The 19,225-nt window shown below is 66.4% G+C and carries 21 protein-coding genes; 16 read left to right on the plus strand and 5 right to left on the minus strand.

The features are described from left to right. Positions 1-10: 10 nt before the first annotated feature. Positions 11-955, plus strand: coding sequence for a diaminopimelate epimerase (dapF, locus tag ACLH0K_RS06910; RefSeq protein WP_411376062.1), 945 nt, complete (start codon positions 11-13; stop codon positions 953-955). On the opposite strand, the gene ACLH0K_RS06915 is transcribed toward dapF, so the two are convergent. Beyond that, positions 936-1,550 (minus strand): class I SAM-dependent methyltransferase, encoded by a 615-nt coding sequence (locus tag ACLH0K_RS06915; RefSeq protein ID WP_411376063.1) that lies wholly within the window; start codon positions 1,548-1,550, stop codon positions 936-938. The genes dapF and ACLH0K_RS06915 overlap by 20 nt on opposite strands. A gap of 443 nt (positions 1,551-1,993) precedes the next feature. Here ACLH0K_RS06915 and hflX point away from each other — a divergent pair, with 443 nt between their 5' ends. Beyond that, entirely contained in the window at positions 1,994-3,574 is a 1,581-nt protein-coding gene (gene hflX / locus ACLH0K_RS06920) for a GTPase HflX (RefSeq protein ID WP_411376064.1), read from the plus strand. Beyond that, positions 3,567-5,624 carry an ATP-dependent DNA helicase gene (locus ACLH0K_RS06925; protein ID WP_411376065.1) on the plus strand — a complete coding sequence of 686 codons (2,058 nt, stop codon included), beginning with the start codon at positions 3,567-3,569 and terminating at the stop codon, positions 5,622-5,624. The genes hflX and ACLH0K_RS06925 overlap by 8 nt, the downstream gene beginning before the upstream one ends. A 71-nt stretch (positions 5,625-5,695) precedes the next feature. Here ACLH0K_RS06925 and lexA read toward each other — a convergent pair whose 3' ends face one another. Next, positions 5,696-6,433, minus strand: coding sequence for a transcriptional repressor LexA (gene lexA / locus ACLH0K_RS06930; RefSeq protein ID WP_411376066.1), 738 nt, complete (start codon positions 6,431-6,433; stop codon positions 5,696-5,698). Between the two features lie 383 nt (positions 6,434-6,816). On the opposite strand from lexA, the gene ACLH0K_RS06935 reads away from it, so the two are divergent. The 8 genes from ACLH0K_RS06935 (at position 6,817) to ACLH0K_RS06970 (ending at position 13,166) form a co-directional block, all read left to right on the plus strand. Continuing rightward, a complete protein-coding gene (locus ACLH0K_RS06935) occupies positions 6,817-7,314 on the plus strand; it encodes a LysM peptidoglycan-binding domain-containing protein (protein WP_411376067.1) in 498 nt (165 codons plus the stop codon). A 78-nt stretch (positions 7,315-7,392) separates the two neighbouring features. After that, entirely contained in the window at positions 7,393-8,511 is a 1,119-nt protein-coding gene (locus ACLH0K_RS06940; protein WP_411376068.1) for a histidinol-phosphate transaminase, read from the plus strand. Between the two features lie 61 nt (positions 8,512-8,572). After that, positions 8,573-9,199 carry an imidazoleglycerol-phosphate dehydratase HisB gene (gene hisB / locus ACLH0K_RS06945; protein ID WP_411376069.1) on the plus strand — a complete coding sequence of 209 codons (627 nt, stop codon included), beginning with the start codon at positions 8,573-8,575 and terminating at the stop codon, positions 9,197-9,199. Further along, positions 9,196-9,963 (plus strand): imidazole glycerol phosphate synthase subunit HisH, encoded by a 768-nt coding sequence (gene hisH, locus ACLH0K_RS06950; protein ID WP_411376070.1) that lies wholly within the window; start codon positions 9,196-9,198, stop codon positions 9,961-9,963. Before hisB ends, hisH begins: the two co-directional genes overlap by 4 nt. Further along, complete coding sequence (locus ACLH0K_RS06955) at positions 9,964-10,125, plus strand: hypothetical protein (RefSeq protein WP_411376071.1); 162 nt, start codon at positions 9,964-9,966, stop codon at positions 10,123-10,125. It begins immediately after the preceding gene. A 40-nt stretch (positions 10,126-10,165) separates the two neighbouring features. Beyond that, complete coding sequence (priA, locus tag ACLH0K_RS06960; RefSeq protein WP_411376072.1) at positions 10,166-10,912, plus strand: bifunctional 1-(5-phosphoribosyl)-5-((5-phosphoribosylamino)methylideneamino)imidazole-4-carboxamide isomerase/phosphoribosylanthranilate isomerase PriA; 747 nt, start codon at positions 10,166-10,168, stop codon at positions 10,910-10,912. 26 nt (positions 10,913-10,938) lie between these two features. Then, the gene (locus ACLH0K_RS06965; protein ID WP_411376073.1) at positions 10,939-11,820 is read left to right on the plus strand and encodes an SseB family protein; all 882 of its coding nucleotides are present in this window, start codon (positions 10,939-10,941) and stop codon (positions 11,818-11,820) included. A gap of 56 nt (positions 11,821-11,876) precedes the next feature. Beyond that, entirely contained in the window at positions 11,877-13,166 is a 1,290-nt protein-coding gene (locus tag ACLH0K_RS06970; protein WP_411376074.1) for an MFS transporter, read from the plus strand. A gap of 154 nt (positions 13,167-13,320) precedes the next feature. On the opposite strand, the gene ACLH0K_RS06975 is transcribed toward ACLH0K_RS06970, so the two are convergent. Beyond that, on the minus strand, positions 13,321-13,707 hold the full coding sequence (locus tag ACLH0K_RS06975) for a DUF1844 domain-containing protein (protein WP_411376075.1): 387 nt from the start codon (positions 13,705-13,707) through the stop codon (positions 13,321-13,323). A gap of 393 nt (positions 13,708-14,100) precedes the next feature. Here ACLH0K_RS06975 and infC point away from each other — a divergent pair, with 393 nt between their 5' ends. The 4 genes from infC to ACLH0K_RS06995 all read left to right on the plus strand — a co-directional run bounded on the left by infC (position 14,101) and on the right by ACLH0K_RS06995 (position 16,839). After that, complete coding sequence (gene infC / locus ACLH0K_RS06980) at positions 14,101-15,045, plus strand: translation initiation factor IF-3 (RefSeq protein WP_411376076.1); 945 nt, start codon at positions 14,101-14,103, stop codon at positions 15,043-15,045. Positions 15,046-15,164: 119 nt separating this feature from the next. After that, positions 15,165-15,359 carry a 50S ribosomal protein L35 gene (gene rpmI, locus ACLH0K_RS06985; protein WP_058269191.1) on the plus strand — a complete coding sequence of 65 codons (195 nt, stop codon included), beginning with the start codon at positions 15,165-15,167 and terminating at the stop codon, positions 15,357-15,359. A gap of 118 nt (positions 15,360-15,477) precedes the next feature. Beyond that, positions 15,478-15,864 carry a 50S ribosomal protein L20 gene (rplT, locus tag ACLH0K_RS06990; protein ID WP_411376077.1) on the plus strand — a complete coding sequence of 129 codons (387 nt, stop codon included), beginning with the start codon at positions 15,478-15,480 and terminating at the stop codon, positions 15,862-15,864. A 66-nt stretch (positions 15,865-15,930) separates the two neighbouring features. Next, positions 15,931-16,839 (plus strand): TrmH family RNA methyltransferase, encoded by a 909-nt coding sequence (locus tag ACLH0K_RS06995; protein ID WP_411376078.1) that lies wholly within the window; start codon positions 15,931-15,933, stop codon positions 16,837-16,839. A 98-nt stretch (positions 16,840-16,937) separates the two neighbouring features. Here the strand turns inward: ACLH0K_RS06995 and ACLH0K_RS07000 are convergent, their stop codons facing one another. Next, positions 16,938-17,213, minus strand: coding sequence for a GlsB/YeaQ/YmgE family stress response membrane protein (locus ACLH0K_RS07000; protein WP_009358633.1), 276 nt, complete (start codon positions 17,211-17,213; stop codon positions 16,938-16,940). 189 nt (positions 17,214-17,402) lie between these two features. After that, positions 17,403-18,611 carry an MFS transporter gene (locus ACLH0K_RS07005; RefSeq protein WP_411376079.1) on the minus strand — a complete coding sequence of 403 codons (1,209 nt, stop codon included), beginning with the start codon at positions 18,609-18,611 and terminating at the stop codon, positions 17,403-17,405. A gap of 156 nt (positions 18,612-18,767) precedes the next feature. On the opposite strand from ACLH0K_RS07005, the gene ACLH0K_RS07010 reads away from it, so the two are divergent. Further along, complete coding sequence (locus tag ACLH0K_RS07010; protein WP_411376080.1) at positions 18,768-19,217, plus strand: (deoxy)nucleoside triphosphate pyrophosphohydrolase; 450 nt, start codon at positions 18,768-18,770, stop codon at positions 19,215-19,217. Positions 19,218-19,225 lie beyond the last annotated feature (8 nt).

The following is a 19,225-nucleotide window of genomic DNA, read 5'->3' on the forward strand; positions in this document are numbered from 1 at the left end:
CCTAGGAGGCATGGATGGAACCCTCGCCGAGACCGCCGCGCCCGCCTTCAGCACGCTTGGCGGGCTCCGCTTTTCGAAGGGGCACGGCACGGGCAACGACTTCGTCCTGGTGGCCGACCCCGAGGGCGTCCACACCATCACTCCCGGGCAGGTGGCAGGGCTGTGCGACCGGCATCGCGGCATCGGCGGCGACGGACTGATCCGGGCCGTCCCCTCGCGGCTCCTGCCCGAGGGCCGGGAGCTGCTGGCCGCCAGCCCGAACGCGGAGTGGTTCATGGACTACCGCAACGGCGACGGTTCGCTGTCTGAGATGTGCGGCAACGGTGTCCGCGTCTTTGTCCACTTCCTCCGCGCCGAGGGCCTGGTGGACCTGCCCGACGGCGGGGCACTCACCATCGGCACCCGGGCGGGCGTCAAGACGGTGGTCCGCACCGGGGATGACTACGCGGTGGACATGGGCCGCTGGGAGTTCATCTTCCCGGGGGAGGCCACGGCCAAGGCCATGGATTCGCTGGTCACTGCGGAAGGCCTCGAAGTTCCCCGCCCCGCCCTGTCAGTGAGCATGGGCAATCCGCACACGGTGGTGGCCCTCGCCGAGCTCTCGGAACTCGCGGGCACCAAACTCTTCACGGCACCCGCTGTCGAACCGGTTCCCGCCAACGGAACCAACGTGGAGTTCGTTGTACCTGCTGAACCGCTGGTCCATGACGGCGTCGGTTCAATCACCATGCGCGTCCACGAGCGGGGCGTTGGCGAAACCCAGTCCTGCGGAACGGGAGCGTGCGCTGCCGCCGTTGCCATCCGCCACTGGGCAGGCGCCGGGGCTCCGGACAGCTGGCGGGTTCATGTCCCCGGAGGAGTGGTGGGCGTAAAGTTCTTCTCCGGACCCGGCGGGCACGAGCACGTCGAGCTCAGCGGTCCGGCCGTGATCGTGGCTAGCGGGACGCTTTCCTGACCTTCAGGATCCGGAAGGACTTGGACGTCGCTTCGCGGGTCACCGTAAACGACTCATCCAGTTCCGCCGCCAACCAGCGCTGCAGCGAATCCGAACCGAGGTTCTTCTGCACCACCAGCCACGCCGCTCCGCCCGGCGCCAGCCGCGGCAGCCACAACCTCAGGAGCGAATGCAGCTCGTCCTTGCCGATCCGGATGGGCGGGTTGGACCAGATCGTGTCGAACCGCAGTTCCGGGTCCACGGCCTCCGGCGTGCTGGCCGCAACGTTGGTCAATCCCAGCGCGGCAGCGTTCTCATTGGTCAGGGCGATGCAGCGCTCGTTGACATCCACCGCATAAACCCTTGAATGCGGCGCGCGCAGGGCCATTGTCAGCGCAATCGGGCCCCAGCCGCACCCGATGTCGAGCAGGTTGCCGGTAGGGGAGGGAGCAGGCACCTCGGCCAGCAGGACAGCCGTACCCTTGTCGATTCCGTCAGGACTGAAAATGCCGGCGGAAGTCTGCAGCCTGCGCGTTTCACCGGCCAGTTCAACGGTGAGGGGCTTTCGTGTGAAGGGGCCGGCGGGGGATGCGCTGAAATAGTGTGCGGACTCCATAACTGGCCAGAGTAGTTCCCCCTGCAGCTTAAAGTGAAAATCCGGCCCGGGCCGTTCTGCTAACCTTGACATCATGTTCCTGATCTTCGAGTAGCCGGCACGGGCCCTGCCCGTCCCCGCAGCCTGTCCTCCGCGACAGCCCGTCCCGCAGCGATGCAGGTAATTCCTACCTTCCGCTTGTGCACTGGACCAGGCGCACCCGCCTGCTCCGGCCGCCGGACAAGACTCGAAAGTCAGCGTTTTCCGCTGGTCTTCCCGCCGTGCTCCGGCATTTCACGAACCGCCGCCCGTTACGGATGTGGCACGTCCACCGCCCGCATTGTCCCGGCGGTGCAAAGAACCAGGAGAACTGCATGACCGCAGGCCGTCAGCCCAGCGCGAATACTTCCCTACAGACCAGCAATCGGCACTATTCTGGAAATGCCGAATCTTCAAAGGAGACCATGACCAGCCAACCCAACACCGGATCCGAGCCAGCTGCCCAGGACATGAGTCCTGCGGAAATCCAGGCTGTCATCGACCGGATTCTCTCCAAGGACGTACCGGCCAGGAATCGCACGCCCCGCGGAGAAGAACGCGGAGGAAACGGCACGGCGGTGCTGGGCAAGGCCCAGGCGATCTCCAACCTCGACGAAGAGCACAGCAGTTACGACGGCGACCAGCAGGACCTCGAGGAACGCCGGGCACTGCGTCGTACAGCAGGTCTTTCCACCGAACTCGAGGACGTCACCGAGGTCGAGTACCGGCAGCTCCGCCTGGAGCGCGTGGTCCTGGCGGGCCTCTGGTCCGAGGGCACCCTCGCCGACGCCGAAAACTCGCTCCGCGAGCTGGCGGCCCTCGCCGAGACCGCCGGTTCCGAGGTGCTCGACGGCATCGTGCAGCGGAGGGAACGGCCGGACCCCGGAACGTTCCTGGGTTCAGGCAAAGCCCTCGAGCTCAAGGACATCGTGATGTCCACCGGCGCGGACACCGTGGTGGTCGATGCCGAGCTGGCCCCGTCCCAGCGGCGTGGCCTTGAAGACATCGTCAAGGTCAAGGTCATCGATCGCACCGCGCTGATCCTGGATATCTTCGCCCAGCATGCCAAGAGCCGCGAGGGCAAGGCCCAGGTGGAGCTTGCCCAGCTTGAATACCTGCTTCCCCGCCTCCGCGGCTGGGGCGAGTCGATGTCCCGCCAGGCCGGTGGCCAGGTCGGCAGCGGCGCGGCCGGCATGGGTTCGCGTGGTCCCGGTGAAACGAAGATCGAACTGGACCGCCGGCGGATCCGCACGCGCATGGCCAAGCTGCGGCGCGAGATCGCCGGGATGAAGCCGGCCCGCGAGACCAAACGCGCCAACCGCCGTCGTAATGCCGTCCCGTCCGTTGCCATCGCCGGGTACACCAACGCCGGCAAGTCCTCGCTGCTCAACCGGCTCACGAACGCGGGCGTCCTGGTGGAGAACGCCCTGTTCGCCACGCTTGATCCCACCATCCGCAAGGCCGAAACTGCGGACGGCCTCGGGTACACGCTGGCCGATACCGTCGGGTTTGTCCGCTCCCTGCCCACGCAGCTGGTGGAGGCCTTCCGCTCCACCCTTGAAGAGGTGGCGGACGCCGACCTGATCCTGCACGTTGTGGACGCTTCGCACCCGGATCCCGAAGGCCAGATCGCGGCTGTCCGCAAGGTCTTCAGCGAAGTGGATGCCCGCAAGGTGCCCGAGATCATCGTCCTGAACAAAGCCGACGCCGCTGACCCCTTCGTGGTGGAGCGGCTGAAGCAGCGCGAGCCCCGCCACGTGGTAGTGTCCGCACGCACCGGGGAGGGTATCCAGGAGCTGCTCCAGGTGATCAGCGAATCGATCCCGCGGCCCAGCGTCAAGCTGGAGTTACTCATCCCGTACCACCGCGGCGACCTGATCAGCAAGCTGCACGAATCCGACGCCGAGATTATCAGCGTGGACCACGTTGAGGCAGGCACCCGGGCGGTTGTCATGGTCCGGGAAGGCCTGGCGGCCGAACTGGAATCATTCGTCAGCAATGACTGACACCGTGGCCGGCGAAGCCACGGAGACGGCCGGCGAGCAGTTCGTCATTGAACTGCTCGACCGGGCGGTTGCCGCCATGGGTGGCCAGAGCCGGAAGGGCCAGCATGAGATGGCGCGGCAGGTTGCCCGGGCCATTGAATCCGGAAACCACCTGCTGGTGCAGGCAGGCACAGGCACCGGCAAGTCGCTGGCCTACCTGATACCGCTGATCGCCCACGCCCTGGAGAGCAATAAGCCCGCCCTGGTTTCCACTGCGACGCTCGCGCTCCAGACCCAGATCGTCGGCAGGGACCTGCCCCGCCTCCTCAAAGCCATCACGCCTGCCCTGGACCGCCCCGTGAAGGTGGCGCTGGTCAAAGGCCGGTCCAACTACGTGTGCCGGCACAAGCTCGAGGGCGGTTTCCCCTCAGAGGAGCCTGCAGAAGGCCAGCTGTTCTCCCTGGGCGAGGACACCAGCGTCCCGCATTTCGCGGCGACGGTGGGCGGCCCTGCATCCCAGCTCGGCAGGGAAGTTGTGCGCCTGCGTGAGTGGGCGGAGAAGACCACCACAGGTGACCGGGACGAGCTCCTGCCCGGCGTAACGGACCGTGCGTGGCGCCAGGTCTCGGTAACGTCCATGGAGTGCCTGGGCGCACAGAAATGCCCCCTCGCCGAGGAGTGCTTCAGCGAGCTTGCCCGCCAGGATGCTGCCGAGGCGGACGTTGTGGTCACCAACCATGCCATGCTGGCGGTCAGCGCATTCGAAGGGCTTGCCGTCCTCCCCGAATACGACGTAGTGGTGGTGGACGAGGCCCACGAACTCCAGGACCGGGTCACGGGGGCCGTCTCGGGCCAGCTTTCGGTGGCAATGGTCCACGCCGCCGCCTCAAGCGCCCGGAAGCACACGGCCATCACCGTGGATGCGCTCAACGCGGCCGCCGCCAACCTGGAACTTGCACTGGCAGGCGTGCCGGCAGGGCTGCTTCCCAACGGCCTGAATGATGAGCAGCTCGACTGCATCGACCAGTTGCGGGAAGCCTGCCGCGCAGCCTTGTCCGATTCCAAGGGGGACAGCAGCACAACGGCCGACGCCGGCAGGCAGCTTGCGCGGTCCCGGCTGATGGTCATCCTGGAGCTTTGCGAACGGCTTCTGGCAGCCCGGGAGAACCGTGAAGTGGTGTGGTTTTCCCGCGCCAGTTCCTTCGACCCGGCGCAGGGCTACTCCCAGCCGGACGAAGGCGCCCCGGCGCTGATCAACATTGCACCGCTGTCCGTGGCGGGAAGACTGCGGGAAGGCCTGTTCGCGGACCACACCGTGGTGCTGACGTCCGCCACGCTGGCCATCGGATCGGCTTTTGAGCCCGCCGCCGGCGGCCTTGGGCTGGTGGGCGACGGCTCTCCCCCGTGGACCGGCGTCGATGTCGGATCGCCCTTCGACTATCCCAGGCAAGGCATCCTGTATGTGGCCGGCCACCTGCCCAAGCCGGGGCGCGGAGCATCGCCGGAATCACTGGCAGAGCTTGAGTCCCTGATCCGCGCCTCGGGCGGGGGAGCGTTATGCCTGTTTTCCTCCCGTCGCGCGGCTGAGGAAGCGGCCGAGGCCCTGCGCCCGAAGCTGGGCGTGACGGTGCTTTGCCAGGGAGATTCCACCATGACCGCCCTGGTCAAGCAGTTCGCGGATGAGCCGGACACCTGCCTCTTCGGAACCATGTCCCTGTGGCAGGGCGTGGACGTTCCCGGCGGTTCCTGCAGGCTGGTTGTCATCGACAGGATCCCGTTCCCGCGCCCGGATGATCCTCTGATGACGGCCCGGTCGCGCGCGGTGGCGCAGGCCGGAGGAAACGGCTTCATGTCTGTTTCGGCAACGCATGCCGCGATCCGGCTGGCGCAGGGCGCAGGCCGCTTGATCCGGTCCACCGGGGACAAGGGTGTGGTGGCGGTGCTGGACTCCCGGCTTGCCACCGAACGCTACGCCGGATTCCTGCGGGGCGCGCTGCCTCCGTTTTGGGCTACCACGGACCGCAAGGTTGCTGTGGCAGCACTGGAAAGGCTTGGCAAGGAACGGAGCTGAGGGCCAGGCCTGCCACTGCGGCTGCAGGCCCGTCTCTGCAGTGGTGCGCTTCCAGGAGGCTTGGAACGCTGTTACAGCGAACGCAGGACCGAGACGACCTTGCCCATGATGGTGGCGTGATCGCCAAGAATGGGTTCGTACTGCGTGTTCTGCGGAAGCAGCCACGTGTGTCCATCCCGCTGGCGGAAGGTCTTGACAGTGGCCTCGTCATCCAGGAGGGCAGCCACGATGTCCCCATTGGCGGCGTCCGCCTGCCGGCGGACCACCACCCAGTCGCCATCGCAGATCGCTGCGTCAACCATGGAATCGCCGGCGACTTTCAGCATAAACAGTTCGCCCTGGCCCACAAGCTGCCGGGGAAGCGGCAGGACATCTTCCACCAGCTGGTCCGCGAGGATGGGGCCGCCGGCGGCGATCCGCCCCACCAGGGGCACCATGGCGGTATCGACGGCAGTGGGCAGCTCCGTAACGGTGCCGGCATCGGCCTCGTCCGGAACAGCGGACGACTTAGTGGCCGGCTTGGGCAATCCGGCGTCGAGGGTGAGGGGTGTCAGAACCTCCATGGCGCGCGGCCGCTTCGGGTCCCGGCGCAGGTAGCCCAGTTTTTCCAACTGTGACAGCTGGTGCGTCACGCTCGACAGGCTTGCGAGGCCCACGGTATCGCCGATTTCCCGCATGGACGGCGGGTAGCCGTTGTCGTTGACCGAGCGCTGGATGGTTTCGAGGATCTTCTTTTGCCGGGGCGTCAGGCCCTTGGTGGTCCTCTTCGGCTGAGGGGTTGCCCTGCCTCCGGTGGCTGCTGCTGCCATACTCGCAATGCCTTTCAGTTGCCACCGGGCTTTCCAAGGCGCCGGACTGGGTGAGTAGCCCTAATTGTCAGACCCTGCTGATCAATCTCATGGGTGGTTGTTCTTGTTTCAAAGCTAGGCCAGCCACTTGGCTTTTTCAAACATTTGTTCTAGCGAGTCTCGACATTATTCGTTGATAGGTGCTAAAAAAGAAGCGGCGCAATTCGAATATGTATTCGAAGTAGGGTTTCGATCGTTCGAACAACCTGGAATGTCGGAGGTGCGGGTTGAACTGGAGAGACGGCCGGCAGCAAGGCCGGCTACACGGCGCCTTCGTCAATCAGCACCTTTCGTTAGGCAGCACTTTGGTTAGGCAGCACAGTTCAGTCCAGGAGGGCTAAGTCATGTCAGCTATATCCGCTTCACAGGTCAACGGCCGTCACGTCCCGGTGCAGCAGGACACATCAGCGCAGCAGGTCAAACCTGCGCAGCAGACCAAACCCGCCCGGCAGCCCAAACCTGCGCAGCAGACCAAACCCGCCCGGCAGGGCAAGTGCGGGCAGCAGGCGCACCAGCGGCAGGCGCCCCTCCCTCCGCTGCGGCTTACACGCCGGGGCAAAGTGGTCCTGATCGGCATTCCGTTGATGTTGCTGGCAGCCCTGTTGCTGTCCCTGGCAGGGTTCTTCAACTCGCCGGCCAAGGCTTCGGATACGCCGGAGGATCTGGTTGTCACGCCCACCGTTACCGTGACCGTCCAGCCGGGGGAGTCCCTGTGGGCAATTGCGGGCTCGGTCGCCCCGGAACGCGATGCCCGGGATGTAGTTGCCGAGATCGTCCAGCTCAATAACCTGTCCGAGGGCACGGTCCTGCCCGGCCAGGAACTCTACATTCCCACCCGCTGAGTGCATGGGAAGCACGCCCAGCGCGAACACCGCCCTGTCACATTTTCCGCTCTTCCGGGCGGCCACTAAACTGTTCAGGTGAATGACCAGCTTGAGCGCCTGAACCGGCTTCCCCTCCGCAGCAACCTTCGCGGCCTGACCCCCTACGGGGCGCCACAGCTGGATGTACCCATCCTCCTCAACGTCAATGAAAATACGCATGGCGTTCCAGCGGACGTACGCGCCGCCATCACGGCAGCTGTTTCCGAAGCTGCGGCCGGACTGAACCGCTACCCCGACCGGGAATTCACTGACCTGCGCAAGGCGCTGGCCGAGTACCTGGGGCACGGGCTCGACGAATCCAACGTATGGGCGGCCAACGGCTCCAACGAGGTGCTCCAGCAGATCCTGCAGGCATTCGGTGGCCCCGGCCGCACCGCACTCGGCTTCCCCCCCACCTATTCCATGTACCCCCTGCTGGCCAGCGGCACGGACACCGAATACATCAAGGGGGAACGGGCGGAAGGCTATGAGTTGAGCGCCGGGTCCGCGGCGCGCCAGGTGAAGGAACTGCGGCCCAACATCGTTTTCCTCTGCTCACCGAACAACCCCACCGGCACAGGGCTGGGGCTGGACGTGGTGGAAGCGGTCTACGAGGCAGGTGCAGAGAGCCAAACCATCGTGATCGTGGACGAGGCCTACCACGAGTTTGCCCACGACGGGACGCCCAGCGCCCTGACCCTGCTCCCCGGCAGGGAACGGTTAATCGTCTCCCGGACCATGAGCAAGGCGTTCGCCCTCGCAGGAGCGCGCCTCGGCTACATGGCAGCCGCGCCGGAAGTTGCGGATGCGCTGCGCCTGGTACGCCTGCCCTACCACCTGTCCGCCATCACGCAGGCCACGGCCCTGGCCGCCCTGCAGCACCGTGAGGCTCTGATGGCTGACGTGGAGGACATCAAGAAGCAGCGGGACCGCATCGTCAGTGAGCTCACCCGGATGGGACTTCAACCTGCTGCCTCCGACTCCAACTATGTCTTCTTCGGCGGCCTGGAGAACCCGCGCCAGGTCTGGCAGGAGTTGCTGGATGCCGGGGTGCTGATCCGCGACGTCGGCATCCAAGGCCACCTGCGCGTCACCGCCGGCACTGAGACCGAAACCACAGCGTTCCTCACCGCCCTGGAAAGCATCCTTGCAAACCAGGCCGCCCTTCCCGCCTAGACTTGAAGTACCGGCGCTGGGCGCCCCGAAACACTCTTCCTCGCTCAAAGGACACCTGACCATGAGTTCCAACGGATCGAACACGGCCGCGGCCCGGACTGCGCGGATGGAGCGTGCCACCAGCGAGTCGTCCGTACTTGTCGAGATCAACCTTGACGGAACCGGCATCTCGGACATCGACACCTCCGTGCCGTTCTACGACCACATGCTCACGGCCCTCTGCAAGCACTCCCTCATCGACATGACCGTCAAGGCCACGGGTGACATCCACATCGACGTCCACCACACCGTCGAAGACGTCGCCATCACTTTCGGTGAGGTGCTCCGCACCGCGCTGGGCAACAAGGCCGGCATCCGCCGGTTCGGTGAAGCCACGGTCCCGCTGGACGAGGCACTGGCCCACGCAGTGGTGGACGTTTCCGGCCGTCCCTACCTCGTCCACGGCGGCGAGCCCGCCGGCCAGGAGTACCACCTCATCGGGGGGCACTTCACCGGCTCCCTTACCCGCCATGTGTTCGAGGCCATCACCCTGCACGCCGGCATCTGCCTGCACATGAATGTCATCGCCGGCCGCGACCCGCACCACATCGTGGAAGCGCAGTTCAAGGCGTTTGCGCGCGCCCTTCGTGCCGCCGTCGAACCCGACCCGCGGGTCGAGGGCATCCCGTCCACCAAGGGTGCGCTGTGAGCGGGCAGGTCCTGAAGGACGGCGCCATCATCGATCCGTCGGCCTCCCGGAAGCTGCCGTCGCCGGAGGGAAAGCCCACCGTAACGGTGCTGGACTACGGCTCCGGAAACGTGCGCTCCGCCGTGCGGGCACTGGAACGGGCAGGGGCCGAGGTCATCCTGAGCGCCAAACCGGACGACGTCCTGAACGCGGACGGCCTGGTGGTTCCCGGCGTCGGTGCCTTCGAAACCGTTATGCGCGAGCTTAAAGCCGTGGACGGCATCCGCCTCATCGGACGCCGCGTGGCCGGCGGCCGTCCGGTCCTGGGCATCTGCGTAGGCCTTCAGGTGCTCTTCGAAGCAGGCGTCGAACACGGCACAGAATCTGAAGGCATCGGCGAGTGGCCGGGGAAGGTGGAACTCCTGCCCGCGGACGTGGTGCCGCACATGGGCTGGAACACCGTGAAGGTGCCGGAGGGCTCCAAACTGTTTGCCGGCGTCGAGGACGAGCGCTTCTATTTCGTGCACTCCTACGGTGTGCAGGAGTGGAACTTCGACGTCATCCAGCCCCGGACGGCGCCGCCCCTGGTGACATGGTCCGAACACGGTGCCCCGTTTATCGCCGCCGTCGAAAACGGGCCGCTCTGCGCCACCCAGTTCCACCCGGAAAAGTCCGGCGATGCGGGCGCGAAACTGCTCCGGAACTGGGTCGAGGCGCTGCACCGCCCTGCCGCCGGCGGCCACGCGTCCGAGGGCGCAACGGAACCATCCGGCGGCAACGCGTAGATGTGGTGGTCCGTGCTCCTGATGGGGCTTGCCGGCCTGCTGGTTGGAGGCGCCCTGTCCTTTCGACAGCAGCGCAAGCCGCTGTGGACCCAGGTATCGTTCTACGTCCTGGCGGGCATGGCGTTGCTTGCCGCCTACCTGCTGACGCTGCCGGCCGCCTGACCGGCATTACTGCTCCCTGCACCCAACCCTGAGGATGATGATGACCACCGCAAACGATCTGCCGGTTCTCGAACTGCTGCCCGCCGTCGACGTCGTGAACGGGCAGGCGGTCCGGCTGGTCCAGGGTGAGGCAGGGAGCGAGACGAGCTACGGCACCCCGCTGGAGGCCGCGCTTAACTGGCAGCAGCAGGGCGCCGAGTGGGTGCACCTCGTGGACCTGGACGCAGCCTTTGGACGCGGTTCGAACGCAGAACTTCTGCGCGACGTTGTGGGCCGGCTCGACATCAAGGTGGAGCTCTCCGGCGGGCTGCGTGATGACGAAACCCTGGAGGCGGCCCTCAACCTGGGCGTCGCCCGGGTGAACCTCGGCACCGCCGCCCTGGAAAACCCCGAGTGGACGCGGCGGGCCATCGACCGCTTCGGCGACAAAATCGCCGTCGGCCTCGATGTCCGCGGCACGACGCTCGCCGGCCGCGGCTGGACCAAGGAAGGCGGGGACCTCTGGGAGGTGCTGGGCCGGCTCGAAGAGGCCGGTTGCTCACGGTACGTCGTCACGGACGTCACCAAGGACGGCACGCTGCAGGGGCCCAACGTTGAACTGCTGCGACAGATGGTGGAGAAGACGGGCAAGCCCGTGGTGGCGTCCGGCGGTATTTCCAGCCTCGACGACCTGAAGGTGCTGCGCTCCCTGGTTCCGCTCGGCGTCGAAGGGGCCATCGTTGGCAAGGCGCTCTACGCGGGCGCCTTCACGCTGCCCGAAGCACTCGACGTGGCCGGCCGCCGGTAGGCCGGGGCAGAGGAAAAAGCACACGCATGGCCAGCGACGAAGAAGGCGCCCCGGCGGCACGCCAGCTCCCGGGGCATATAGCGGCGGCCCTGGCAGGGGCAGGTGGGGCAACCGACTCCGCCGGCCGCCCCTGGGCAGGCCGCAGCCTTACCGGCGATGACGCGAAGATCCACAACTTCGAGGACGACGACGGCACAGCGAACGCCGGTTACCTTGCCGCGGTCGGGGCTCTCCGGGCAGGAACCGGAGACGAAGCGGCCGTTGTCGCCTCCCTGGCGACTGCGCGGGTCTTCATCCCCATCGTGGCCCAGCTCGCCGAAGAAGAGGAGACCGTGCACGGCCTGCACGCGGACAAACAGGCTGACATGGCGCTGGTCACCCTCAAGGCCGCCGACGGCAGGACGGCCCTGCCTGCCTTCACGTCCGCCGCGGCGCTTTCGCACTGGCACCCAGAGGCCCGTCCGGTCGCCGTCTACGCCGCCCGCGCAGCCCTGTCCGCCGTGGCGGAGGGCGCCGAACTGCTGGTCCTGGACCCCGGCGCCGAGGTTACCTTCGTAGTGCGCCGGCCCGCGGTCTGGGCGCTTGCCCAGCAGCGCGACTGGATGCCCTCCTACGCGGACCGGGAACTGGCCGCGGAGATGGGCCGCGCTGCCAATGGCTTTCCCGCAGTCCGCCGCATCGAAGTGCTGCCCGGCAGGGGAGTGCCCGCCCGGTCCGCGGACGGAAGCACCATTCCGGGCGGCGGCGCCGGGCCCGAGCTTCAGGCGGTGCTCTACCTTGAAGAAGGCCTGGACGCGGCAGCCGTCCAGCAGCTGGTAGCCGGACTACAGGCGGAGTGGTCACGAAATGTATTGTTTGGGGAGCGGGTCGACTCCATCGAGATCAAATTGCGGCGCGCTTCACAGTAGCCAAGGCGGGGCGGGATGATCCCCGGCCTGCTGCGGCAGACGTTAGGGACCACCTCGTGAATTTCGCCCTGTACCGGGAATTGCTGGCCGTCCGCCCCATCCGGAGGCTGCTCCTGGTGGGAATGATCGCCCGTATTCCGCACTCGGCCGCCGGCGTGCTGCTGACCCTGCACATCGTCCTGACCCTCGGCCAGGGGTATGCCGCCGCCGGCGCGGCAGCAGCCGTCATGACCATCGGCATCGCCCTGGGTGCGCCCTGGCGCGGCCGCCGGGTGGACACTGCCGGCCTGCGCAAGGCCCTGGTTCCCTCGGTCATCTCCGAGGCCGTGATCTGGTCCATCGTCCCGCATGTCTCCTACCAGTGGCTGCTGCCGCTGGTGTTCGTGGGCGGCCTGCTGACGCTGCCCATTTTCAGCGTGGTGCGCCAGTCACTGGGCGTGCTGGCCGAAGGAGACCAGCGGCGCACAGCCTATGCCCTCGATGCGATCACCACAGAAATGGTCTTTATGATCGGGCCGGCCGCCGGCGCGGTGGTTGCCACCAGCGGCTACACCACCATTGGCCTGACCGTGGTTGGCGCAGCAACATCCGTGGCAGGCCTTTTCCTCATTTGGTTCAACCCGCCTACCCGCAGCCCGGAGGAATCCCGGGAAAGCGCTCAGGAGCAGCGCCACGCGGCGGAGGTCGCCGTGGTGGCCGCGGCCCCGGCCCACCTGCAGGAGGCGGCGGCTGAACTTGGGCCTGCCGGTTCGAGCGCGCGGGCCGGACTGCGCGGCAAAGTCGCCCGCAATTTCGCCTGGTTCACGGCTACCGTGGCGGCGCTGTTCGCCGTCGCCGGGGGTGCCGGGATGGTCCTCAGCGGCACTGACGTCGGCATAGTCGCAGCCCTGGAAACAGGCGGCCGGCAAAGCGAAATAGGAATCGTGTTCTTCTTCTGGTGCGCAGCATCGGTGGTGGGAGGCCTGGTATATGGGGCCATGCATCGGCCCGTCCCGCCCATCCTCCTGCTGCTGGGAATGGCTGCCCTGACCATCCCCATGGGCTTCGCCCACGACACCTGGACCCTGGCCCTCGTCTCGGTCCTGCCCGGACTGTTGTGCGCTCCCGTCCTGTCTTCGGCGTCGGAGAAGGTGGCGGACCTCGTCTCCGAGGAACGCCGCGGCGAGGCGATGGGCTGGTACGGCTCTGCCCTGACCGCCGGCGTCGCGCTCGGCTCGCCGCTCGCCGGGGTGTTCATCGACTTCATGGGCCCATCCGGAGGGTTCGTGTCGGTCGGGGTTGCCGGCGTGCTCCTGTGCCTGGTCGGTCTGGTCCTCCAGCAGCGCCGGGGCCGGGTCACCGCCTAACCCGACCACCCGTAAGAGTTTTTGGGCAGATAACACGACCTCCGGGGCCAGGAAGTCCTGTTATCTGCCCAAAAACTCCAGGGGATGACGTGCGACGGCGGGCCGGCCTTTGGAAGGCCGGCCCGCCGTCGCGGGTCCCTGGAAAGCTTCTGCCCTAGTTGACTGCCCCGGTGTACTTTTCACCCGGGCCCTTGCCCGGAGCGTCGGGAATCAGGGATTCTTCGCGGAACGCGAGCTGCAGGGAGCGCAGTCCGTCCCGCAAGGGGCCGGCGTGCTGCGAACCGATTTCCGGTGCGGCGGCGGTGACGAGGCCTGCCAGCGCGGTGATGAGTTTGCGTGCCTCGTCCAGGTCCTTCAGTTCCGCCGCGTTGTCCTCGGCGGCCAGGCCGAGCTTGACCGCTGCGGCGCTCATCAGGTGCACGGCGGCGGTGGTGATGACCTCGATGGCAGGTACTTCGGAGATGTCCCGGATCTGTTGGGACACGTCGGCGCCTGCTTCAGAGGAGTCGAAGCGGTATGAATTACTGTCTGCGGTGCTCATACTGGTAAGCTTGACACAGACCAACTGGATGTCGTTATTTCAGAACCCAGGTCCCAGCGGTGCTGTGCAGCGCCGGCGGGACTTTTTTCTGTAGAATGGCATGCAGTTTGCAAGCGGAGTTCTCTCCCACCCGCGTCAGCCGTTGTTCCAAAGGTTCCACAAGGAGCCGTTTCGGGACGCAAGGTTGCCGGGTACCTGGTTGGGCATGGCGCCGGCGTTGAGCCGGAACCGTGCGTACGGCCCCTTCATCCGGGGCCGGCGTTCCCAACCGTCCAAGAGGCCTTCGATTGCTCCGGCAGTTGGGGGCCTTCTCTATTTGCCGGATTCCACAACAAAAACAGGAGCTTTAACATTAGCGAGCCAAGAATCAATGAGCGTATCCGCGTCCCCGAGGTGCGGCTGGTCGGCCCTGCAGGTGAACAGGTAGGCATTGTCCGTATTGAGGATGCCTTGCGTCTGGCTGCCGAATCCGACCTTGATCTCGTTGAAGTTGCACCTCAGGCGAAGCCTCCGGTGTGCAAGCTGATGGACTTCGGCAAGTACAAGTACGAGGCCGCGGTCAAGGCACGCGAAGCCCGGAAGAACCAGACCAACACGGTTCTGAAGGAAATCCGGTTCCGCCTGAAGATTGACACCCACGACTACGAGACCAAGCGCGGACACGCACTGCGCTTCCTCGGCGCCGGGGACAAGGTCAAGGCCATGATCCAGTTCCGCGGCCGTGAGCAGCAGCGTCCGGAGATGGGCATCCGCCTGCTCCAGCGCTTCGCCGACGACGTCGCCGAAGTCGGAGTGGTGGAATCCAGCCCCCGCATCGACGGCCGCAACATGGTCATGGTGGTCGGCCCGCTGAAGAACAAGGCCGAAGCCAAGGCAGAAGCCCGCCGCGCCACGCAGCGTGCCGAAGCGAAGGCGCAGAACGAAGCCAAGGCAGCCGCCCGGATCGACGTTTCCGGCCAGGACCAGGCCCCCATGACGCAGTCGCTGGCTGACCTGCTGCCCGAGGGCTTCACCGTCGCCGCGGAAGCAGAGGCTCCGGCGGAGGCGCCCGAAGCGCAGAAGCCGGCTCCCGCCGTCGAACCTGCCAAGGACGAAGCGCCTGCCAAGGTTACCGAAGCGCCTGCCAAGGCTGCCGAAGCGCCTGCCAGGCAGGAGGCTCCGAAGGCCGCAGCACCGGCTCCGAAGCCGTCTGCAGCGGAAAAGCCGGAAGCCGCGGCGCCCAAGCCTGCAGCCGTGCCTGCTCCGCCCAAGCCAGTGGCAAGGCCGGCAGCGCCGAAGCCCGGAGCACGCCCTGTCCCCAAGGCAGTGCCGAAGCCGGCCGGCAAGAAGACCACTTAGTTCACAGCTGCCGGAGGTTCCGCCCTCCGGCAGTCAGCAACCAGCATGCCGCCCCTGCGGGGCAGCTGCGCGAAAGAGCTGCAGGCCCAGCCTGCGGATACGTAAGGAGATCGGTTCCCATGCCGAAGATGAAGACCCACAGTGGTGCCAAGAAGCGCTTCAAGCTGACCGGCAGCGGCAAGCTGCGCCGCCAGCAGGCCAACCGCCGCCACTACCTCGAGCACAAGTCCACCCGGCTGACCCGCCGCCTTGCCTCGGACAAGATCGTCTTCAAGGGCGACGCCAAGGTCATCCGGAAGATGCTCGGCATCTAATTTCCAAGTTCTTTGACGGGCAGCCGCCTGGTGGCCCGTCACCTGCCAAACAGCCTTCTCAGGCCGCCGGTCAGCCGGCAGTAGATGCTTGGGATCAGATTTTCGAAGGAGTACGCACGTGGCACGTGTGAAGAGGGCGGTTAACGCCCACAAGAAGCGCCGGGTTGTTCTCGAACGCGCAAAGGGCTACCGGGGACAGCGTTCGCGCCTGTACCGCAAGGCCAAAGAGCAGCTGCTGCACTCGTTCGTGTACAGCTACGGCGACCGCAAGAAGAAGAAGGGCGACTTCCGCCGCCTGTGGATCCAGCGCATCAACGCCGCTTCCCGCGCCAACGGCCTGACCTACAACCGCCTCATCCAGGGCCTGAAGGCTGCTGAGGTTGAGGTCGACCGCCGCATGCTGGCAGAGCTGGCTGTCTCCGACGCCAACGCTTTCGCCGCGCTGGTCCAGGTGGCCAAGGACTCGCTGCCGGTTGACACCTCCGCCAAGAAGGTTGTTGCCTAGCAACCCCTCCGTCCCCTCACAGGGGGCAGTTCAAGAGCCGGTGGCGCCAGCCACTAGAGTTCTTATATGAACCACACCGGGCGCCCGCAAGATCTACCACTGTCCAACCCCCGAGCAGATCGGGTCAGGGACGTGGCAAAGCTTGCCGGGCGCCCGGCCCGTTTAAAGCGCGGGCAGTTCCTGGCCGAGGGGCCCCAGGCCGTGCGTGAAGCGTTAAAACTGCACCAGGAGCGCCTCGCAGCCGGAGCGCCGGGCGTCGTCACGGACGTGTTTGCCAGTGAAACGTGCCTGGACCGGTTTCCGGAGTTCGAGTCGCTCGCCGGGGGGACCAGCGCGCGGCTCGCCACGGACGAGGTTCTCGCCGCCATGGCGGACACCGTCAATCCGCAGGGCATCATCGCCGTGTGCCGCTTCGTTGACGTGGCGCTGGAGGAAGTGCTCGACGGCGGGCCCCGCCTGATTGCCGTGCTCTGCCAGGTCCGGGATCCCGGCAACGCCGGAACAGTCCTGCGCGCAGCAGACTCGGCTGGTGCGGACGCCGTTATTTTCACCGCCTCCAGCGTGGACATCTACAACCCCAAGGCTGTCCGCTCCACGGCCGGCTCGCTGTTCCACCTGCCCGTGGTGGTGGGCGCAGACGTCGCCGGGCTGGTTGCAGCGTGCAAGGCCAGGGGGATCGGCATCCTGGCGGCGGACGGCTACGGCACGCTCAACCTGGACGCATTGCAGGACGAGAATGCCCGGCGCAGGCTGACCGGCGGGGGACCGGAGTCCGTGTACGATCTTGCAGCGCCTACCGCATGGCTGTTCGGCAACGAAGCCCAGGGGCTTTCCCCGGATGAACTGGCCCTCGCCGACCACCGGGTTGCGGTGCCGGTCTACGGTGCAGCCGAAAGCCTTAACCTCGGCACCGCCGCCACCGTCTGTCTCTACGCCAGCGCACGTTCGCAGCAGCCCGCCGGAATCACGGCCTGAACGCCGGGCGCCGTTGCGCCGGGAGCCCTGGCCACAAATAAGGGCCCCGGTTCTCCGGGGCCCTTTGGGTTATCGAACTGTCAGATGACAGGGAAACATCAGGGCGCGCGGGTGGCCTTTCCGCGTCCGGTGATGGCTCCGTAGATGCCGGCTACCACCAGGCCGCCGACAATAGCGAGGATCCAGGTACCCAGGTCGAAGAAGGCAAGATCGCCCCTGTTGAACAACAGGCTGCCGATCCAGCCGCCAACGATGGCGCCCACTACACCCAGAACCAGGCTGGTGACCCAACCGCCGCCTACCCGTCCGGGCATCACAGCCTTGACGATGGCACCGACAATCAGGCCCAAAATAATCCAAGCAAGAAAACCCATGTCTCCTCCTTTTGGTTACCGGGGCTTAACAGTCCCGATGAGGCTCAAGCTAACATAAGGGCCCCGTGATGTCAGCAGGGTCACGGGTGCCTGGATCCGGTGGCTCAGCCGGGACGTATCAGCGGCCGGTGCAGCAGGGCGCCTGGCCCACTGCGCTGCCTGTTCCCGGGTGTCCAGGCGTTTTAAGGTTCATCCAGCCAAGGGCCGCCGGCGTTCCATGACCCCGCTGACGACGGCGACGCCGAACCCCAGCACGGCCAGGACGGCACCAACCAGCGCAGGGGCAACATAGCCCCAGCCGAGGGCGATCACCAGCCCGCCCAGGAAGGCGCCCAGGGCGTTGGCCACGTTCAGCGCGGCGTGGTTCAGCGACGATGCAAGCGAAGGGGCGTCCGGCGAAGCGTCCAGCAGGCGGGTCTGCAGTGCCGGGATCAGCATGGAGCCGGCGGCGCCCACCACGAACACCATCACGAACGCGGACCAGGCCCAATGCACGGCCACGGCGTAAACGACCAGTGCCACCGCGATGGCGGGCAGGACCCTGTACAGGGTGCCCATCACGGACTTGTCCGCGATCCTGCCGCCCACCACGTTGCCGGCCACCATGCCCAGCCCGTACAGGGCCACCACCACGGGGATCAGCGAAGAGGGGATCCCGGCCACCATGGTCATGGTGTGGGCGATGTACGTGTAGGTGGCGAAAAAGCCGCCAAAGCCCACAACGCCGATGAGGATTGCCAGCCATACCTGGAGCCGCTTCAAGGCGCCCAGTTCACGCCGGATGCTCGCTTCGGGGTGGGCGTGCGCGAACGGGACGAACTTCCAGACCAGGGCAAGGGTCGCCACCCCAATGCCGCCTACCAGTACAAAGAGCAGCCGCCAGCCGTACGTCTGGCCCAGCCAGGTGGCGAACGGCACCCCAACGACATTGGAGATGCTGAGCCCCGCCATGACCATTGAAATCGCCCAACCACGCCTGGTGGGCGGTACCAGGGAGGCCGCGATGACGGCAGCCACGCCGAAGAATGCCCCGTGCGGAAGGCCGGCGGCAAAACGTGAGAGCAGCATGCTGCCGTAATCCGGGGCGATGAACGAGGACAGGTTGGCCAGGGTGAAGAACAGCATCAGTCCCAAGGCCAGGTGCTTGCGGGGCAACCGGGCGCCCACGGCGGCGAGGACGGGGGCGCCCACCACCACACCGAGGGCGTAGGCGGAGATAAGGTGGCCGGCGTCGGGCGTGCTGATGCCCAGGCCCTGCTCCACTTCCTTCAGCAGCCCCATCATGGTGAATTCGGTAACCCCGATGCCCACCCCGCCCATGGCAAGGGCGATGATGGCCATAGCGAGGTTGACGGGCCTGGTGGGGGATGCCGTGGACGTGCGGAGGGCGCTGCTCATAAGCCTGCTTTTCGAGGAGAGTTTTGTATGACTGGTGCCACAGCGGTGGGGCGGAGGGCCGGAGGCCTTATTGCGGAAACCCCGGACCAAGGAGGCGTATTCCTCGTGGGGGACAACGGTCCGGGCCTTTTCATTGTCCCCCAATAGAATGAGGCGGTGAGCGGACTGATACAGGTAGTGGGCGGAGCCGTCGTGGACAGCCTGGCGGACCCGGCCATGCTGCTGGTGGCGCGGCGCAGCGCCCCCGAGAAGCTGGCCGGCCTGTGGGAGTTCCCGGGCGGCAAAGTGGAGCCCGGCGAGGACCCGCAGGCAGCGCTCGTGCGCGAGCTGGTGGAGGAACTCGGCATAACAGTGCGGCTCGGTGCGGAACTTCCGGCCGATAGTCCACAAGGCTGGCCGCTCAACGAACGGGCGGCGATGAGGGTCTGGTTCGCGGAGCTGGCGGGCGGGGAACCACGTCCGCTGCAGGACCATGACGAACTGCGGTGGGTGCCGCTTGCGGCTGCGGACGAGGTTCTGGGCCTGCCCTGGATTCCGGCTGACTTCCCGATTGTCCGGGCGCTGCTTGGCGCAGTGTCTGCGCCGGCCGGACGCAGTTCCACCTAGTGCAAATT

Source organism: Arthrobacter sp. MPF02 (assembly GCF_046605375.1).
Taxonomy (GTDB): domain Bacteria; phylum Actinomycetota; class Actinomycetes; order Actinomycetales; family Micrococcaceae; genus Arthrobacter.

Coding starts and splice junctions, on each gene's coding strand:
- dapF (WP_411376062.1), top strand. CDS start 11: ATGGATGGAACCCTCGCCGAGACCGCCGCGCCCGCCTTCAGCACGCTT.
- ACLH0K_RS06915 (WP_411376063.1), bottom strand. CDS start 1,550: ATGGAGTCCGCACACTATTTCAGCGCATCCCCCGCCGGCCCCTTCACA.
- hflX (WP_411376064.1), top strand. CDS start 1,994: ATGACCAGCCAACCCAACACCGGATCCGAGCCAGCTGCCCAGGACATG.
- ACLH0K_RS06925 (WP_411376065.1), top strand. CDS start 3,567: ATGACTGACACCGTGGCCGGCGAAGCCACGGAGACGGCCGGCGAGCAG.
- lexA (WP_411376066.1), bottom strand. CDS start 6,433: ATGGCAGCAGCAGCCACCGGAGGCAGGGCAACCCCTCAGCCGAAGAGG.
- ACLH0K_RS06935 (WP_411376067.1), top strand. CDS start 6,817: ATGTCAGCTATATCCGCTTCACAGGTCAACGGCCGTCACGTCCCGGTG.
- hisB (WP_411376069.1), top strand. CDS start 8,573: ATGAGTTCCAACGGATCGAACACGGCCGCGGCCCGGACTGCGCGGATG.
- ACLH0K_RS06955 (WP_411376071.1), top strand. CDS start 9,964: ATGTGGTGGTCCGTGCTCCTGATGGGGCTTGCCGGCCTGCTGGTTGGA.
- priA (WP_411376072.1), top strand. CDS start 10,166: ATGACCACCGCAAACGATCTGCCGGTTCTCGAACTGCTGCCCGCCGTC.
- ACLH0K_RS06965 (WP_411376073.1), top strand. CDS start 10,939: ATGGCCAGCGACGAAGAAGGCGCCCCGGCGGCACGCCAGCTCCCGGGG.
- ACLH0K_RS06975 (WP_411376075.1), bottom strand. CDS start 13,707: ATGAGCACCGCAGACAGTAATTCATACCGCTTCGACTCCTCTGAAGCA.
- rpmI (WP_058269191.1), top strand. CDS start 15,165: ATGCCGAAGATGAAGACCCACAGTGGTGCCAAGAAGCGCTTCAAGCTG.
- ACLH0K_RS06995 (WP_411376078.1), top strand. CDS start 15,931: ATGAACCACACCGGGCGCCCGCAAGATCTACCACTGTCCAACCCCCGA.
- ACLH0K_RS07000 (WP_009358633.1), bottom strand. CDS start 17,213: ATGGGTTTTCTTGCTTGGATTATTTTGGGCCTGATTGTCGGTGCCATC.
- ACLH0K_RS07005 (WP_411376079.1), bottom strand. CDS start 18,611: ATGAGCAGCGCCCTCCGCACGTCCACGGCATCCCCCACCAGGCCCGTC.